Annotated in this window: 18 protein-coding genes; 6 read left to right on the top strand and 12 right to left on the bottom strand. The window is 67.0% G+C overall.

All coding sequences use genetic code 11. The features are described from left to right. The first annotated feature begins 4 nt into the window (after positions 1-4). A complete protein-coding gene (locus tag FGU64_RS17560; protein ID WP_139954343.1) occupies positions 5-784 on the top strand; it encodes a cyclase family protein in 780 nt (259 codons plus the stop codon). 12 nt (positions 785-796) lie between these two features. Here FGU64_RS17560 and FGU64_RS17555 read toward each other — a convergent pair whose 3' ends face one another. The 12 genes from FGU64_RS17555 to FGU64_RS17500 all read right to left on the bottom strand — a co-directional run bounded on the left by FGU64_RS17555 (position 797) and on the right by FGU64_RS17500 (position 12,238). Next, positions 797-2,236: an NAD-dependent succinate-semialdehyde dehydrogenase gene (locus FGU64_RS17555; RefSeq protein ID WP_139954342.1), complete on the bottom strand. Its 1,440-nt coding sequence runs from the start codon at positions 2,234-2,236 to the stop codon at positions 797-799. A gap of 24 nt (positions 2,237-2,260) precedes the next feature. Continuing rightward, entirely contained in the window at positions 2,261-3,088 is an 828-nt protein-coding gene (locus tag FGU64_RS17550; RefSeq protein ID WP_139954341.1) for an aspartate dehydrogenase, read from the bottom strand. Then, positions 3,075-3,776: an ABC transporter ATP-binding protein gene (locus FGU64_RS17545; protein WP_139954340.1), complete on the bottom strand. Its 702-nt coding sequence runs from the start codon at positions 3,774-3,776 to the stop codon at positions 3,075-3,077. Before FGU64_RS17545 ends, FGU64_RS17550 begins: the two co-directional genes overlap by 14 nt. After that, entirely contained in the window at positions 3,770-4,528 is a 759-nt protein-coding gene (locus FGU64_RS17540) for an ABC transporter ATP-binding protein (RefSeq protein ID WP_139954339.1), read from the bottom strand. The genes FGU64_RS17545 and FGU64_RS17540 overlap by 7 nt, the downstream gene beginning before the upstream one ends. Then, complete coding sequence (locus tag FGU64_RS17535; RefSeq protein WP_139954338.1) at positions 4,525-5,508, bottom strand: branched-chain amino acid ABC transporter permease; 984 nt, start codon at positions 5,506-5,508, stop codon at positions 4,525-4,527. Before FGU64_RS17535 ends, FGU64_RS17540 begins: the two co-directional genes overlap by 4 nt. 13 nt (positions 5,509-5,521) lie before the next feature. Then, a complete protein-coding gene (locus FGU64_RS17530) occupies positions 5,522-6,436 on the bottom strand; it encodes a branched-chain amino acid ABC transporter permease (RefSeq protein WP_139954337.1) in 915 nt (304 codons plus the stop codon). 82 nt (positions 6,437-6,518) lie between these two features. Next, positions 6,519-7,685, bottom strand: a complete 1,167-nt coding sequence (locus FGU64_RS17525; protein ID WP_139954336.1) for an ABC transporter substrate-binding protein — start codon at positions 7,683-7,685, stop codon at positions 6,519-6,521. A 113-nt stretch (positions 7,686-7,798) separates the two neighbouring features. Continuing rightward, the gene (locus FGU64_RS17520) at positions 7,799-8,353 is read right to left on the bottom strand and encodes a 3-hydroxyanthranilate 3,4-dioxygenase (RefSeq protein ID WP_139954335.1); all 555 of its coding nucleotides are present in this window, start codon (positions 8,351-8,353) and stop codon (positions 7,799-7,801) included. A 46-nt stretch (positions 8,354-8,399) separates the two neighbouring features. Further along, positions 8,400-9,356, bottom strand: coding sequence for a dihydrodipicolinate synthase family protein (locus FGU64_RS17515; protein ID WP_139954334.1), 957 nt, complete (start codon positions 9,354-9,356; stop codon positions 8,400-8,402). Between the two features lie 43 nt (positions 9,357-9,399). Continuing rightward, positions 9,400-10,281: an alpha/beta hydrolase gene (locus FGU64_RS17510; protein WP_139954333.1), complete on the bottom strand. Its 882-nt coding sequence runs from the start codon at positions 10,279-10,281 to the stop codon at positions 9,400-9,402. 2 nt (positions 10,282-10,283) lie between these two features. Beyond that, a complete protein-coding gene (locus FGU64_RS17505) occupies positions 10,284-11,078 on the bottom strand; it encodes an alpha/beta hydrolase (RefSeq protein ID WP_139955431.1) in 795 nt (264 codons plus the stop codon). 2 nt (positions 11,079-11,080) lie between these two features. Beyond that, positions 11,081-12,238: an NAD(P)/FAD-dependent oxidoreductase gene (locus FGU64_RS17500; protein WP_139954332.1), complete on the bottom strand. Its 1,158-nt coding sequence runs from the start codon at positions 12,236-12,238 to the stop codon at positions 11,081-11,083. Positions 12,239-12,343: 105 nt separating this feature from the next. Between FGU64_RS17500 and FGU64_RS17495 the strand changes: the two genes are divergently transcribed. The 5 genes from FGU64_RS17495 (at position 12,344) to FGU64_RS17475 (ending at position 16,651) form a co-directional block, all read left to right on the top strand. After that, positions 12,344-13,282, top strand: a complete 939-nt coding sequence (locus FGU64_RS17495; RefSeq protein ID WP_139954331.1) for a LysR substrate-binding domain-containing protein — start codon at positions 12,344-12,346, stop codon at positions 13,280-13,282. 171 nt (positions 13,283-13,453) lie between these two features. After that, complete coding sequence (locus FGU64_RS17490; RefSeq protein ID WP_139954330.1) at positions 13,454-14,635, top strand: ABC transporter substrate-binding protein; 1,182 nt, start codon at positions 13,454-13,456, stop codon at positions 14,633-14,635. Positions 14,636-14,752: 117 nt separating this feature from the next. Continuing rightward, a complete protein-coding gene (locus FGU64_RS17485) occupies positions 14,753-15,184 on the top strand; it encodes an EamA family transporter (protein ID WP_139954329.1) in 432 nt (143 codons plus the stop codon). Between the two features lie 197 nt (positions 15,185-15,381). Next, a complete protein-coding gene (rsmI, locus tag FGU64_RS17480; protein WP_139954328.1) occupies positions 15,382-16,281 on the top strand; it encodes a 16S rRNA (cytidine(1402)-2'-O)-methyltransferase in 900 nt (299 codons plus the stop codon). Next, a complete protein-coding gene (locus FGU64_RS17475; RefSeq protein ID WP_139954327.1) occupies positions 16,274-16,651 on the top strand; it encodes a YraN family protein in 378 nt (125 codons plus the stop codon). The genes rsmI and FGU64_RS17475 overlap by 8 nt, the downstream gene beginning before the upstream one ends. Positions 16,652-16,669: the final 18 nt, after the last annotated feature.

The following is a 16,669-nucleotide window of genomic DNA, read 5'->3' as shown; positions in this document are numbered from 1 at the left end:
AGGCATGGCCGCACCCGACCCGCTGGATTTCGCCGCCGCCATCGCGACGGGCGCGCTGCGCGTCGTCGACCTGACGGCGACGCTGACGCCCGACTTTCCCGTCATCGTGCTGCCGCCGGAATTCGGCCAGGCGGCGCCCGTGCGCATCCGCGAGGTCTCGCGCTACGACGGCAGGGGTCCCGGCTGGTACTGGAACAACATCACGCTGGGCGAGCACACCGGCACGCATTTCGACGCGCCGATCCACTGGTACACCGGCAAGGACCTGCCCAACAACGCGGTGGACACGCTGCCGGCCGAGCACATGATCGCGCCGGCCTCAGTGATCGACTGTTCCGGCGAGGCGGCCGCCGATGACGATTTCCTGCTGACACGCGCCCGTGTCGAGGCATGGGAAGAAGAGCACGGCCGCATTCCCCGAGGCCACTGGGTGCTGCTGCGCACCGACTGGTCGAAGCGCTCGCCGCGCGATTACGCCAACCTGAGGGAGGACGGCGCGCATACGCCCGGCCCGGACGCGGACGTGATGAAATGGCTGGTCGAGGAGCGCGGAATCCTCGGTTTCGGTACCGAAACGATCGGTACGGATGCCGGGCAGGCGAGCCATTTCGAACCGCCGCACCCGGCGCACCATTTCCTGCACGGCGCCGGCCGCTACGGGCTGCAATGCCTGTGCAACCTCGACCGGCTGCCGCCCACCGGCGCCATCCTGATCACGGCGCCGCTGAAAATCCTCAACGGCTCGGGAAGCCCGCTGCGCGTGCTGGCGGTGACCCGCGCCTGAAGCCGCCTCGCCTCAGGCGATCGCCATGCGGTGCGACACGTTCTTGACCACCGTATAGGGCAGCAGGCCCTCTATGCCGCCTTCGCGGCCGTAGCCGCTGTCCTTGACGCCGCCGAACGGCACCTCGGCCACCGAAGCCTCCAGCGTGTTGATCGAGACGTTGCCCGCCTCGATGCCGTCCGCCAGCCGGTCGGCGTTGCTGGCCGAATGGGTGAAGGCGTAGGCGGCAAGGCCGAAGGGCAGCGCATTGGCCTTCTCGATCGCCTCGTCGAGCGAGGAGACCGGATTGATGACGGCCAGCGGTCCGAACGGCTCCTCGCGCATGACGCGCGCGTCGTCCGGCAGGTCGGCGAGCACCGTGACGGGGAAGAAGTAGCCGCGGTTGCCCAGCCGCTCACCGCCCGCCAGCACGCGCGCGCCCTTGGCCCTGGCGTCGGCGACGAGCGCCTCCATCGCCTCGATGCGGCGATGGTTGGCCAGCGGTCCCATCTCGACGCCGGCGTCGAAGCCGTTGCCGATGGAGACGGTCCGCGCCTTCTCGGCGAAGGTGTCGGCAAAAGCCCTGTAGATCCGCTCCTGCACGAAGAAGCGCGTCGGCGAGGTGCAGACCTGGCCTGCGTTGCGCGCCTTGCGCACGGCCGAGGTGACGGCGGCTTCGACCGGATCGACATCGTCGCAGACGATCACCGGCGCATGGCCGCCGAGTTCCATCAGCACCGGCGTCATGTGGCGGGCCGCCAGTTCCGACAGGTGCTTGCCGACTGCCGTCGAGCCGGTGAAGGCGACCAGCCGTACCTGCGGCTGCGGGATGAGATAGGAGGAAATGTCGGCCGGAACGCCGAAGACGAGGTTGAAGACGCCCGCCGGCAGGCCGGCATCGTGGAAGGCGCGGGCGATGTGATAGGCGCCGGCCGGCGTCTCTTCCGCAGCCTTGATGATGATGGAGCAGCCGGAGGCCAGCGCGCCGGCGATCTTGCGTGCCGGCTGGCTCATCGGGAAGTTCCACGGCGAGAAGGCGGCAACCGTGCCGATCGGCTGGTGGTGGACGATGTAGCGGATGCCGGGCTCGCTGGGGACGACGCGGCCGTAGGTGCGCTGGCCTTCGGCTGCGTCCCATTCGAAGAACTCGCAACCGCGGATGACCTCCAGGCGCGCCTGCGGAAACGGCTTGCCGTGCTCCAGCGTGATCGAGCGGGCGATCTCGTCGATGCGCTCGCGCATCAGCGCGGCCGCCTTCAGGATGATGGCGGCGCGCTTGGCCGGCGCCGTCCGGCTCCAGATGCGGAACCCCTTGTCGGCGGCGGCGAGCGCATCGTCGAGATCGGCGCGGGAGGCGACCGGCACGGCGCCGACGACGGTTTCGTCGGCCGGGTTCAGCACCGGCAGCGTCTCGGCGCTCTTGCGCCAGGCGCCGTCGATATAGAGCATGAGGTCGGGATAAGAGGTCGCCATTCTAGTCTCCATGATGCGCGACGGCTAATGCGCAAGCGGCGCGACCTGGTTCTCGACCAGCCGCACGAGGTTGAGCGCCGTCAGTTCCGATGACTTGGGATTGGTTTTCAGCGGTTCGTTCTCGAACAGCATCTCCATGCGGCCGAAAGCGCCGGAGGCGCTGAGCCGATGGGAATTGCGGGACGCGGCCGGATCGGCCACCAGTTCGACGCGGGTGCGGTCGAGGCCGATGCCGGCAAGCGCCGAGATGACGGCGACATTGGCGTTCTGCGGAAAGGCGTCCGCCGCCTCGCGCGCCGTGCCGGCAAAGAAGGTTTTCGGCTCAGCCAGAGCGTCCAGGTCGAGCAGCGTTTCGGCGGAGGTGCCCTTCCAGGCGCGCGGCGGCTTGACGATAAAATGCACCACTTCGTCGATGCGGACGGCGGAGGCCGCCGTCAGCGCATCCATGCCGCCGAGCGCGCCGGGCGGAATGACGATCTGGCTGCCGTTCTGGCGCGCCACATCAACAAGCCGGGCGAGCAGCGCCTCGTCGCAGAAGGCGCTGGTGGAGGACACCGCGAAGCGCCTGGCATGCCGCAGCGCCGCCTCGCCCCAGACCGGTACGGAGGGGCGCCCGGCCGCCTCGATCACCATGTCGAGGCCGAGGCCGGCCAGTTCGCCAGGTTCCGAAATCAGGCGCGCGCCGGTCGGCAAATCCGGCCGTGCCCTGTCGGCATCGCGCACCGCGACGGCGATGATGTCGACAGGTGCTTCCCGCTCGGCCAGCAATTGGGCGACGCGTGTGGCAATCGCCCCCCAGCCGACGAAGCCGAGCCGCAGCCGGCGCCCGCCTTGCCTGTCAGATGCCGACATAGCGATGCACCAGATCGGCGTTGGCGGTCAGGTCGGCGCTGGAGCCGGACCAGACCGTGCGACCCTTTTCGAGGATGTAGTGGCGATCGGCCAACCGCTTCAGCACATGGATGTTCTTGTCGATCAGCAGGATCGACTGGCCCTCGGCCTTTAGCGCCTCGATGCAGCGCCAGATCTCGGCACGGATGACGGGCGCCAGCCCTTCCGTCGCCTCGTCGAGGATGAGCAGCTTCGGGTTGGTCATCAGCGCGCGGCCGACCGCCAGCATCTGCTGCTCGCCGCCCGACAGCGTGCCGGCGGCCTGGCCGGCGCGTTCGCCGAGCCGGGGAAACAGCGCATAGACGCGCTCCAGCGTCCACGGGTTTTGCCGCTTCAGCCGGTTCGAGGCGGTGGCGACGAGGTTTTCGCGTACCGTCAGCGTCGGGAAGGTCTGGCGGCCCTCGGGCACGAGGCCGACGCCGAGGCGCGCGACCGTTTCCGGCGTCGCGCCCGACACCTCGCGACCGGTGAACCGCACCGTGCCGGCGCTGGGCTTCAACAGCCCCATGATGGAGCGCACCGTCGTCGTCTTGCCCATGCCGTTGCGGCCGAGCAGCGTCACCACCTCGCCCTCGCCGACGCCGAGTTCCACGTCGAACAGCACCTGGCTCGGCCCGTAGGCCGATTGCAGCCCGCTGACGCTCAGCATAGCTCGTCTCCCTCGCCGAGATAGGCGGCGCGCACCTCCGCGTTGTCGCGAATCTCGTCGGCCGTGCCGGTGGCGATGACGCGGCCGTAGACCAGCACGGAGATGCGATCGGCGAGCGCGAAGACGGCGTCCATGTCATGCTCGACCAGGAGCATGCTGACCTTGGTCTTCAGCGCCATCAAAAGCGCCACCATCTGCCGGCTTTCGGAGTGGCCGAGCCCTGCCATCGGCTCGTCGAGCAAAAGCAGGCGCGGCTCGGTGGCGAGCGCCACCGCAAGCTCGAGCTGCTTCTGCTCGCCATGCGACAGGTTGGCGACCTGCTCATCGGCACGTCCCGCAAGGCCGATGGTGTCGAGGAAGCCGAGCGCCGTTTCGCGCAGCGAAGCCTCGCCCCGCACATTGCCCCAGAAGCGGAAGGAATGGCCCTGCCGGACCTGCACGGCGGTCGCGACGTTGTCGAGCACGGTATATTCCGGCAGGAGGCAGGTGATCTGGAAGGTCCGCCCGAGGCCGAGGCCGATGCGGCGGGCGGTAGGCAGAGCGCCGATATCCCTGCCCTCCAGCTCGATCGTGCCGGCGTCGTGTCTCAACTCGCCGACGAGCTGGGAAATCAGCGTCGTCTTGCCGGCGCCGTTGGGGCCGATCAGGGCGTGGATTTCGCCGGGGTGTACGTCGATGGTCACGCCGTCGGTGGCCACCAGCCCGCCGAAGCGCTTGACCAGTCCCCTTACGGACAGGATCGGCCCGCTCATGCACGCCTCCCGAGAAGACGGCCGAACAGCGCCTCGATGCCGCCGTTGGTGTAGAGCACGACGAACAGGAGGATGAAGCCGAGGCCGAGCTGCCAGTATTCGGTCCACGAGGCCAGCACCGATTCCAGCACGATATAGGCGCCCGCGCCGATCAGCGGCCCGAACAGCGTGCCGACGCCGCCCAGCACCACCATGACCATCAGTTCGCCCGACTTCGTCCAGTGCACCATGTCGGGGCTGGCGAAGCGCAGGAAATTGGCCATCAGGCAGCCGGCCAGCCCGGCGCCCATGCCGGAGATGACGAAGGCGACCAGCTTGTAGCGATAGGCCGGCAGGCCGAGGGCCGCCATTCGCCGCTCGTTCTGGCGCAGCCCGGTGAGCACGTTGCCGAAGCGCGAATTGACCAGCCGCCAGAGCAGGAAGAAGAACACCACCGTGATGGCCAGACAGACATAATAGTAGGTCTGCTTGTCGCGCATCTTCAGCCCGAACAGTTCGTTGGTGCGGCGGATGATCAGCCCGTCGTCACCGCCATAGGTCTTGAGCGAGACGAACAGGAAGAACAGCATCTGGGCGAAGGCGAGCGTGATCATGATGAACTGCACGCCGCCGGTGCGCAGCGACAGCGCGCCGATCAGGGCTGCGGCCGCGCCGCAGACGATCAGCGTCACCGGCAGCGTGACGAGCAACTGGTTGGTGCCGGGGACAAGGCCGAGGAACAGGTCGTCCTGGGTGTAGTGCTGGTAGAGGATGCCGACGACGTAGCCGCCGAGGCCGAAGAAGGCGGCGTGGCCGAAGCTGACCATGCCGCCATAGCCGAGCACGAGGTTGAGGCTGGCGGCGGCGATGCCGTAGATCAGCGCGCGTGTCGCCAGCGAGGTCATCGCCGGGTAGCCCGTTGCGCTGGCGATGAACGGCAGGGCGAGCAGGAGCACCGCGACTACCGCCAGCAGGATCTGTTTCTTGATCGAGTTGTCCATGAAGCGGGCCGGATCAGAAATTGGAGGCGAACAGCCCCTTGGGGCGGATGAGAAGCACCAGGGCCATCAACAGGTAGATGCCCATGGAGGCGATGCCGGCGCCGAGCGCGTCCGCCTCCGGGCCGACCATGACGTGGCGCAGCATCGACGGCAGGTAGGCGCGCAGCATGGTGTCGACGACGCCGAGCAGCAGGGAGGCGACGAAGGCGCCGCGGATGGAGCCGACGCCGCCGATGACGACGACGACGAAGGTGGTGATGAGGATCTGTTCGCCCATGCCGACCTGCACCGCCAGGATCGGCCCCGCCATCATACCGGCGAGACCCGCCAGCAACGCACCGAGGCCGAAGACGATGGTGTAGAGGACGCGCACGTCGACGCCGAGCGCGCGCACCATCTCGCGGTTGGTGGAGCCGGCGCGCACCAGCATGCCGATGCGGGTCTTGTTGATGAGCAGGTAGAGGCCGACGGCGATCAGCAGGCCGACGACGATGATGGTGAGGCGATAGACCGGATAGGGCAGACCCGGCAGCAACTGGACGGAGCCGTCGAGCAGCGGCGGGATCGAAACGAACAGCGGCTGGCGGCCGAACAGCAAGGTGACGACCTGGTTGAAGATGAGGATCAGCGCGAAGGTTGCCAGCACCTGGTCGAGATGGTCGCGCTTGTAGAGGCGGCGCACGATGAGGAATTCGATGGCCGCGCCGACCAGCGCGGCGGCGGCAAGTGCCGCCGGGATGCCGAGGAAGAAGGAACCGGTCTGCATCGCCACCCAGGTCCCGGCATAGGCGCCGACCATGTAGATCGAGCCGTGCGCGAGGTTGATGACGCCCATGATGCCGAAGATCAGCGTCAGGCCCGCCGCCAGCAAAAAGAGCATGACGCCGAACTGCAATCCGTTCAGCAATTGCTCGAGGAAAAGCGTCATCGAGGAGCGCCCTGGTCGTTCCGGAAAGAGAATGGAGCGGCCGCGGCGGACCTGGCCGCCGCGGCCGTGGAGAGGTCGTCTGCTACATCTTGCACTGGTCGGCGTAGGCGTCGCCGTGGTCCTTGAAGACGTCGCCGACGGTCTTGATGACCGGCTTGCCGTCCTCGCCCTTTTCCACCTTGAGGTGGTACCAGTCCTGGATCGGATGCTGGTTGACGCCGAACTTGAACTTGCCGCGCACGGATTCGAAATCCGCCTTGCGCATGGCGTCGCGGAAGGCGTCGGCGTCGTCCATGTTACCGCCGGTGGCCTTGAGCGCGGCTGCGATCGCCAAAGCCGTATCGTAGCTCTGGCTGGCGTAGTAGGTCGGCATGCGGTTGTACGCCTTCATCCACGCTTCCATGAACTTCTTGTTGGCCGGGTTGTCGAAATCCGCGTTCCAGTGCGAGGAGATGTTGAGCCCCACCGCCGCGTCGCCGATGGCCTTCAGCGTCACCGCATCCATGGAAGGCTCGGCCAGCACCATCGGCACGGTGCTCAGCAGCCCCGCCTGCTCATACTGGCGCAGGAAGGCGATGCCGAGGCCGCCGGGATGGAACTGGAACACGACTTCCGGCTTGGCGGCGCGGATCTGAGCCATCTCGGCGGCGAAGTCGGTCTGGTCGAGGCTGGTGTAGGTCTCGCCGACGATCTCGCCCTTGAAGTAGCGCTTGAAGCCGGTGATGGCGTCCTTGCCGGCCTGGTAGTTCGGCGCCAGCACGAAGGCGGTCTTGTAGCCGAGGTTCTGCGCCAGTTGGCCGGCGCTCTCGTGCAGGCTGTCGTTCTGCCAGGAGACGACGAAGTAGTTCTCGTTGCACTCCTTGCCCGCCATGTTCGAGGGCGCGGCGTTGGGGCTGATGTAGAAGGCGCCGGCATCGACGATGTCGGGCACCGTCGCACCCGCGACGTTGGAGAAGACGATGCCGGTGAACAGCTTGACGCCGTCGTTGCTGAGCATCTTCTCGGCGATCTGCTTGCCCTGCCCCGGCTTCAGGGCATCGTCCTCGACCTTGACGTCCACCGGCACGCCGCCGAGCTTGCCACCTTCCATGTCGATGGCGAGCTGGAAGGCGTCACGGATATCCTGGCCAATATAGCCGCCCGGCCCCGACAGCGTGGTGATCAGGCCGATCTTGACCGGGTCCTGCGCCAGGGCCGGGAAGGCGGCCATGGCGGACGCGGCAAGCGCCAAAAAAGTTCTCCTCAGCATGTCTTTTCGTTCTCCTCTGTTTCGCTTCGGCGGCCTTCGGTCGCTTCTCGTTGCACCGTCGTTTCCGGCCCGCCGGGTCGGACGACCCGGCAGACAAAATTACATGCTTGAAATTAAATGACCACCCAGCCTTCCGGCGCTTTCTTGCCGGGGTGGAGGGTGCCGCATTTCGGGCAGGTGCGCGCCTTCTCGTCGGCGTAGAAGGCCTGGTAGATCGGCGGCAGGTCGTCGACGATGGAGACCAGGTCGACCTCGGCGCGGTGCACCAGGGCCTTGCATTCGAAGCAGTACCATTCGATCGCGTCGAGGGCGCCTTCGGGACGGGCCGGCTCGATGACGAGGCCGACCGAGCCTTCCTGCGGGCGCTGCGGCGAGTGGCGCATATGCGCGGGAAGAAGGAATATCTCGCCCTCGCGGATCGGCACGTCGTAGAAGTCACCGGTGGAGGTGTCGTGCACCTTCAGGAGCATATCGCCCTTCAACTGATAGAAGAACTCCTCGACCGGATCGTCATGATAGTCGGTGCGGCCGTTCGGGCCGCCGACCACGGTGACCATCAGGTCAGCGTCCTTGAACACCAGCTGGTTGCCCACCGGCGGCTTCAAGAGATGTGCGTGCTCATCGATCCACTTCGAGAAATTGAATGCCGAAAGACGTGTTCCACTCATGGCTTCCTCCTTGCGTTGCGCGGCGCGGGCGCCGCCGGTTCCAGTCTCACGCGGTCTTCAGGCCGCACGTCTCGAAGGCTTCGCGGGTGGCCTTCTTCTCCGCTTCCGTCAGTTCCAGCAACGGCGGGCGAACGCGACCGCCCGTCTGCCCCAGCAGGTCCTGCCAGTATTTCTGGTGCGCGTGCGGCTTCTCGGCCGGGCGCGTGCCCTTGAGCGCGGCGCGCACCGGGTCGAGGCTGTCGCGCAACCTGCGCGCCTCCTGGGCCTTACCGGCGAAGGCGAGGTCGGTGTAGGCGCGCATGCGCCGGTCGGCCTTTGTCTGGATCAGATAAGGCGGCGAGGAGCAGAGATAGAGCTGCCAGCCGAGCTCCAGGATGTTGTCCAGCCACTCCTCCTCGGAGGCGGTGCTGACCAGGATGCGGTCGCCGGCCAGTCGGGTGAGTTCGGCATACATGGGCCGCGGCACGCTGTACTTGATGGCGACGACGTTCTCGATGTCGGCCAGCCGGTTGCAAAGCTCGGGGCTCATCAGGTAGCCGCTGTCGGGATGGCTCCACAGCGCGATGCCGATATCCACCTTGCTTGCGATGGTGCGGTAGTAGTTGAGCAGCGTCTCGTCCTGTTCCTTGAAGAAATGCAGGATGGGCGCATGCACGACGATGTAGTCGGCGCCGACCTTCTGGGCATGTTTGGCGAGGTCGATCACCACGTCCATGTTCTGGTCCGAGCAGGACATGATGGTCTGGGCCCGGCCGGCGCAGGCTTCCACAGCCAGTTCGAAATTGCGCTTGCGCTCCTCCAGCGACATGGAGAAGAACTCGCCCTGCTTGCCGGCGATGAAGAAGCCGTCGATGCCGAGGTCCCCGATCCAGTGGTCGACGTTGCGGCGGAAGCCGTCCTCGTCGACGGCGAGCGAATCGGTGAACGGCATCAGGGCCGCCGCCCAGATGCCTTTCATCGTCGCCCGCGAATGGGCCTTGGCGTCTTTCTTCGAATAGTTCATCGCTCGTCCGTCTTTCCGCATCCGGCCACGGCCGGTCTTGATTTCAAGCCTTGCCGATCAGGCGCAGCAAGGCCCGCGACAGTTCCGTATCCTCGTCGGCCAGATCGAGGATGACGTCGAAATGGTTGCGCCACGGCACCTCGATCAGCTCGGAGGAAAAGCCGGCTTCGCGCCATTGCCGGTCGTAGTCCACCGACTGCCGCTTGAAGCCGTCGGCCTCGCCGGCGGCGTAGGCGACCACGATGGGGCAGCCGCGACCGGGCAGGTTTTCCGCCGGGCTCAGCGCGCCGACCGCAGCGTCGTCCAGCTTCATCCAGTCCTGCACGTAGGACTTCGCGATCGGCCCCAGATGGAACAGGCCGCTGACCGGCAGCGCGCCCTTGACCACGTCTTCAGACACGCCGAAGTCCTTCTGCCAGCCGCCGGCGATGACCGTGCCCGTCAGGTGCCCGCCGGCCGAGCTGCCGCCGACGAAAATCCTGTCCGGATCGATGCCGTAGGCGCGGCCGTTCTTCGACAGGAAGGCGATCGCCGCGCGCATCTCGCGCACGATCTCGGTCAGCGAGGTTTCCGGCGCCAGCCGGTAATCGACGGCGACGGAAGCGATGCCGTGCTTCGCCAGCATGCCGGCCATGAAAGCGGAATCGCGCTTGGAGAGCGCGCGCCAGTAGCCGCCGTGGATGAACACGAATACGGGGCGGAGCTCGCCGGCCGCCGTGCCGAAGATGTCCAGCGCCTGACCGCTTTCTTCGTCATAGACCACGTCGAGATGCGTCGCGTGAGACTCGCGCGCCGCATCCGACATGGCGCGATAGCGCAGCATCTCCGCCTCGTAGGCCGCGACGGGGATCGTCGCCCGCGCATTGTAATCGCGGTCGAGCCGTTCGCGCGGCCAGCCGGCTTCCTCGGCGATGCGGCTCGCCATCTTCAAGCGTCCTTCAGGAAGGCGCGGATGGCGTCGGCCACCGCCTTCGGCTGTTCCAGCGTCGGGAAATGTGTGCGGCCCGGCAGCTTGTTCGGCCTGTACCAGGCGTTCTGCGCGGCAAAATCGAGCTGCGCCTGCGTGTATTCCGGCTCGAAGGGCTGCGAATAGATGTGAGTGATCGGCCTGTACTCCTTCATCGCCGCCATGCGCTGCATGGGGTTGCCCCACTTGCGGTAAGCTTTTGCGATCTCGCGGCCCGAACGCGCCCACATCTCGAAGCTGTAGCCGGCCATCTCCTTGCTGACGTGATCGACGATGTCGCGGTTTTCGGTGTCGCCGATCCAGTAGGCGAACAGGTCGTCGCGGCCCTTCTCCCAGGCCGAACGCTCCTGCAACTCCTCGATGGCGCGGAAGAAATCCTCGTTCGGCGTCGTCTGGATCCAGTCGATGACCACCGAGCGCGGGATGCGCGAAGGCCCCAGCCGGTCGGTCGTCTCGATGTTGGCCCAGCCGCCATGCGAGGTCGAGACGGGCACGACCCTGCCGATCTCCAGCCGGTCGAGGAAGGCGATGACGTCAGACGCCTGGTCGGCGGTGACGAAATCGCCGTCGTGCTCGCGGTGCTCGCCATGGCCGCGCCAGTCGAGGCGGATGACGCGATGGGTTTTCGCCAGTTCCGGCGCCAGCGTCTTGAACAGGCGATGGTCCTGGCACCAGCCCGACAGCAGCAGCAGCACGTCGCCCTGCCCGGCCTCGTCCCAGGAAAAGGCGTTGGCGCCGATCTGGATGGATTTCATGGTCAAAGCGGGAATGCCTCCGTTCCGGTCGGCACATGCCTGGCCGTCTTCATGCGCTGTTCGCCCAGTTCGCGCGATTTGCCGACGATCTTGAGCACAGCCGAGCGCACGTCGTCGGGCCAGGTGTTCATGCTACCGAGATTTTCGGCGGTGTCCTGCGTGTGCTCGGTCAGCGGCCGCTCGCGCGCTTCCCATTCGCCCAGCGCGGTGCCGATGTCGGCGGCGTCGGCGACGCTGACGGCCAGCGCCAACCCGTTCATCAGCGCGCAGCCGCCACCCTGCCCGAGATAGGGCGGCATGGCATGCGCGGCGTCGCCGACGATGGCCACGCGGCCCTTGCTCCAGCGCTTCAGCTTGGCGACCTCGAAGACATCCCAGCGGCCGGCATCGCCGAAGCGCACGATCAGGTTGGCGAGGTGCGGGAAGGACTGCGTCCACAGCGCCCGGTTGGCCGGCACCTTCAGCGCCTCGGCATCGTCGGCGCCGCAGCACAGCGCGACATAGAGATCGTCGGCGCTGGCCGGGGTGTAGAGAATGCGGCGCGAGCCGGAGAAATATTCGATGTAGCGGTTCTCGTCCTCGTGCGGCACGTCGCCCCTGGCGCGCGGGATGAGCATGCGGATTGCGCCATAGCCGAGGTCGCGGCGGTAAAGCAGGAGATCGAGGGAATCGCGCACGCGCGAATTGATGCCATCGGCGCCGACCACCAGATCGGCCTCGCAGCGCGTCCCGTCGGCCAGCAGCAATTCGCCCTCGGGCGTCGCGCCGACGGCTTCCGAGCCGGTGCGGATGTCGACGCCGGCTTCGCGGCAGACATCGACAAGCGTGTTGATGAGCGTCTCGCGCAGGATGGTGACCAGACGCGCGTCGCCCGGACCGTTGATGGGGATTTCCTCCATCGTGATGTCGTCGTGGTCGCGGGTGTGGAACTCAGGGCCGATATGGGCGCCGACGGTCGCCCTGTCATAGGCGCCGATGGCCTTGAGCACGCGCAGGCCGTTGCTCCAGATATAGATGCCGGCGCCGAAGGTGCGCAGCGTCGACGCGCGCTCATGCACGGTCACCGACCAGCCGCGCTGCGCCAGCGCGGCCGCCGTCGTCAGGCCGCCGATGCCGGCCCCGGCGATCTCCGCATGGCGCTTGCCTCCGCTTTCGCGCATCGTTCCGTCCCTGTCCTCCACTGCCTGAGAGTTTCCCGGCCAACGGAAATTCATGCAAGTGAATTATCTGGAATTTTCTATGAGGGCATGGAATATCAGGATGCCATGAACGACACGCGCGCCAAGCCGCTGACGACACACCTGACCCTTCGCCACCTGCGCATGGTGGTGGCGATCGTGGAGGAAGGCAACCTGGTGCGCGCCGCCAAGCGCCTCAACATGACGCAATCGGCGGTGACGAAGGCCTTGCAGGAGATCGAGGCGCTGACGCGCGCCCACCTGTTCGACCGCACCAACCGCGGCGTCGTGCCGACCCTTTTCGGCACCACGCTGGCCGACCACGCGCGGCTGGTGCTGGCGCAGCTCGCGCACGCCGAGGAGCATCTGGCGGACCTGCGCGACGGCAAGGGCGGCAGGGTGGCGATCGGCACGCTGCTGGCGGCCTCAGCCGAACTCCTGCCCAAGGCGATCGCGCAGCTGCGCCGCGAGCGGCCGAAGCTGGTCGTCAAGGTGGTGGAAGGCATGGACGACGTGCTGATCCCGGCGCTCAAGGCCGGCGACCTCGACCTCGTCATCGGCCGGCTGTCGGAGCGGCGCGAGACCATGAGCCTCAGCCAGGAGGTGCTGACGGCGGATTTCGCCAGCGTGGTCGCGCGCCGTGGCCATCCGCTGACCCGGCGCAAGAACGTCTCGCTGGCCGAACTGACGAAGTGGGAATGGATCCTGCCGCCACCCGAAACCAACATGCGCCGGCAGATCGATATCACCTTCATGGAAGAAGGCCTCGATCCGCCTGTGCATGCGGTGGATTCCGTCTCGCTGCTGACCAACCGGCAATTGCTGCTCAGCGCCGACTATCTCGGCGTCTTCCCCGCGCAGGTGGCAAGGCAGGAGGCCGCGCTCGGCGGCATCGTCATCCTGCCGGTGGCGCTCAGGGCGACGGCCGGGCTGATCGGCATCACCACGCGCGCCGACATGCGCCTGTCGCCGGCGGCCGAAGTGTTCCTCCAGACACTGCGCACCGTCGCCGCCGAACTTGCCTGACATACCGGGCGTGACATGACGCCGCCTCAGTCGCGGCGCCCCTGCTATTCCCGCCCATCATAGCCGAATGAGCAGTTTTCCATTTACGCGCCTGCCGATCGAAGGAAGCTTTCGCTCGGGAGCCGGTCTGCAATGGGCTGGAAAGAACGACAACGGAGGGGAACCCCGACAATGCGCACCAAACGTCTCATGGCAGCGGCGGCACTGGCCTTTGCCGTCAGCACGACCGCACAAGCGGACGACCCCCTGAAGATCGGCATGATCACCACGCTGTCCGGTCCGGCCGGTTATCTCGGCCAGGACATCCGCGACGGCTTCCAGCTCGCCATCGACCAGAACAAGGGCGAGCTCGGCGGCAAGCCGGTCGCGCTGGTGGTCGAGGACGACAGCCTGAAGCCCGGCAATGCCCGGCAGATCGCCGACAAGATGCTGAACGAACAGGGGATAAAACTGTTCACCGGCATGGTCTTCGCCAACGTCGCCTTCGCCGCCGTGCCGGAAATCCTCGACAGCGACGCCGTCTACATCAGCGCCAACACCGCCTCCTCCACCTTTGCCGGCAAGGAGTGCAATCCCAACTACTTCGTCAGTTCCTGGCAGGACGACAGCCAGGGCGAGAGCGCCGGCGCGCTGGCACAGTCGCTGGACTACAAGAAGGCGTTCCTGATCGCGCCGAACTACCAGGCCGGCAAGGAGACGATGGTCGCTTTCAAGCGCTTCTACAAGGGCGAGGTGGTGGGCGAGACCTATACCGGCCTCGACCAGACCGACTTCGCCGCGGAAATGGCGCAGATCCGCGCCGCCAAGCCCGATGTCGTCTACGAATTCGAGCCGGGCGGCCTCGGCATCGCCTTCATGCGCCAGTACGAGCAGGCCGGCCTGCTCAAGGAAATCCCCATGGTGGTGCATCCGGCCTCGCTCGACCAGGCGATCGTGCAGGCGGTCGGCGACGCAGCCACCGGCGTGCAGGTCACCAGCCACTGGAATGAGGATTTCGACAATCCCGTCAACAAGGCCTTCGTCGCCGCCTGGAAGGCCAAATACGGCGACCGGCCGATCACCTACTACGCCGCGCAGGGCTATGACGCCGCCCTTCTGTTCGGCGTCGGACTGGAGAAGAGCGCCGGCGCCGACGATCTAGTCGGTTTCCGCAAGGCGCTTTTGACCTCCGATATCCCGACCGTGCGCGGCAAGTTCAAGTTCGGCCCGAACCAGCACCCGATCCAGGACTGGTATGCGCTGACGGCCGAGAAGGGCGCCGACGGCAAGATGGTGCTCAAGACCGAAAAGAAGGTGCTGACCGACCACAGCGACGTCTATGCCGCGGACTGCAAGATGGAGCCGGCGCAATAGACAGGCCCGCCTGAAAGCGGAAACGGCGGCGCGTCCTGAACAGCGTCCGCCGCCCTCTTTTCCGGAAACGCGGCCTGCTGCATTGTGGGCCGCGCAACGATTTCGGGAACCGGACCCGTGACCCTCTCGTCCTGGCAATTCTGGGCCGTGCTGTCGGCCGTGTTCGCCGCATTGACGGCGATCTTCGCCAAGGTCGGCGTCGAAGCGGTCGATTCCGATCTCGCGACCTTCATCCGCACGCTCGTCATCGTGGCCGTGCTGGCGGCGATCCTGGCGGGGATGGGCAAGCTGCAGGCGCCCGGCGCCATACCCGGCCGGACCTGGCTGTTTCTGATCCTGTCGGGCCTCGCCACCGGGGCGTCGTGGCTGTGCTACTTCCGCGCGCTCAAGCTCGGCGACGCGGCGCGCGTCGCGCCCATCGAGAAGCTAAGCGTCGTGCTGGTGGCGGTGTTCGGCGCGCTGTTTCTCGGCGAGCGGCTTGGTGCGGTGAACTGGCTTGGCGTCGGCCTGATCGCGGCCGGTGCCGTGCTCGTCGCCTACCGAGGATAGCGGCATACCGCGCGCTTCCGATTCGATGCGGCTGATGAGAATGTCGAAGCGGTTTGCCATGCGGCCGGGTGCTCCCTGCGATTGACTGATTCGGCTCCCTCAATTCGCCCGACCATGCTTTGTTCCCCACTGTGGCAAAGCGAAGGCAGCGCCGATCACGCTTTTGCAAGCGCCGCCGATCCGTGCGAGACAGGGCCATGGAGAGCGGCGGGAAACACAGCTACCTGATCGGCCGGACGGAGGTCACGGCGCGGCCGCTGGAGACAGCGCTCTATCTGGTCGCGACGCCGATCGGCAACCTCGCGGACATCACGTTCCGGGCGCTGGAGACGCTGGCCGCCGCCGACGTCCTCGCCTGCGAGGACACGCGGGTAAGCCGCGTGCTTTTGGAGCGCTACGGCATCCGACGGCGGACCACCGCCTATCACGAGCACAATGCGACTGAAGCCGGGCCGAAGCTGATCGCGGCGCTGGAAGCGGGAAAAAGCGTGGCGCTGATCTCCGACGCCGGCACGCCGCTGGTCTCGGACCCCGGCTACCGGCTGGTCGGCGAGGCGCTGGAAAAAGGCATCCGCGTCGTGCCGGTGCCCGGCGCGTCGGCGGCGCTGGCGGCGCTGACGGCGTCCGGCCTGCCGTCCGACACCTTCCTGTTCGCCGGTTTTTTGCCGGTCAAGACAGGGCAGCGCAAGGCGCGGCTGGAGGAACTGCGCGCCGTGCCGGCGACGCTGATCTTCTATGAATCGCCACGCCGGCTTTCCGAGGCGCTCGATGCCATGGCGGACGCGCTGGGCGACGGGCGCGCCGCGGCGGTCGGGCGGGAACTCACCAAGGCGTTCGAGGAGATGCGCACCGGCACGCTGGCGGCGCTCGCGACCCACTATGCGGCGGCCGACACGCCGAAGGGCGAGGTCGTCGTGTGCGTCGGCCCTCCCCTGCCCGTCGAGCAGAGCGCCGGTGACGTCGACGCGCTGCTTGTCTCGCTCGCCCGCGACATGCCGGCCTCGAAGGCGGCGGCGGAGGCGGCGAAAATGACCGGGCAGCCCAAGCAGGCGCTTTATCGCCGGCTGCTGGAGCTGAAGGACGGCGCCGGTGGCTGACGCCGCCACCGCCAAGCGACGCAAATCCTATCGCCGCGGCCATCGCGGCGAATGGCTGGCGGCGATGGCGCTGATGGCGAAAGGGTATCGCATCCTCGCCCGCCGCTACCGGACGAAACTCGGTGAGATCGACCTGATCGCCCGGCGCGGCGATCTCGTGCTCATCGTCGAGGTGAAGGCGCGGCCGACGCTGGTCGAAGCGATGGAGGCGATCGCGCGCGAGTCCGAGCGTCGCATCGAGGGCGCGGCCGACCTGTGGCTGTCACGGCAGCGCGACTTCGGCCGGCTTTCCATCCGCTTCGACATGGTGGCCGTGCTGCCGTGGCGCTGGCCGGTGCATGTGGAGAATATTTTCCAGGGACGGAGGTAGGAACTCCCCTCTCCGTCG

The sequence above is a fragment of the Mesorhizobium sp. 8 genome (assembly GCF_006351905.1).
Classification (GTDB): domain Bacteria; phylum Pseudomonadota; class Alphaproteobacteria; order Rhizobiales; family Rhizobiaceae; genus Mesorhizobium; species Mesorhizobium composti.
The sequence above is the reverse complement of the archived record's forward strand: the minus strand, read 5'-3'. Positions and strand labels throughout refer to the sequence as shown.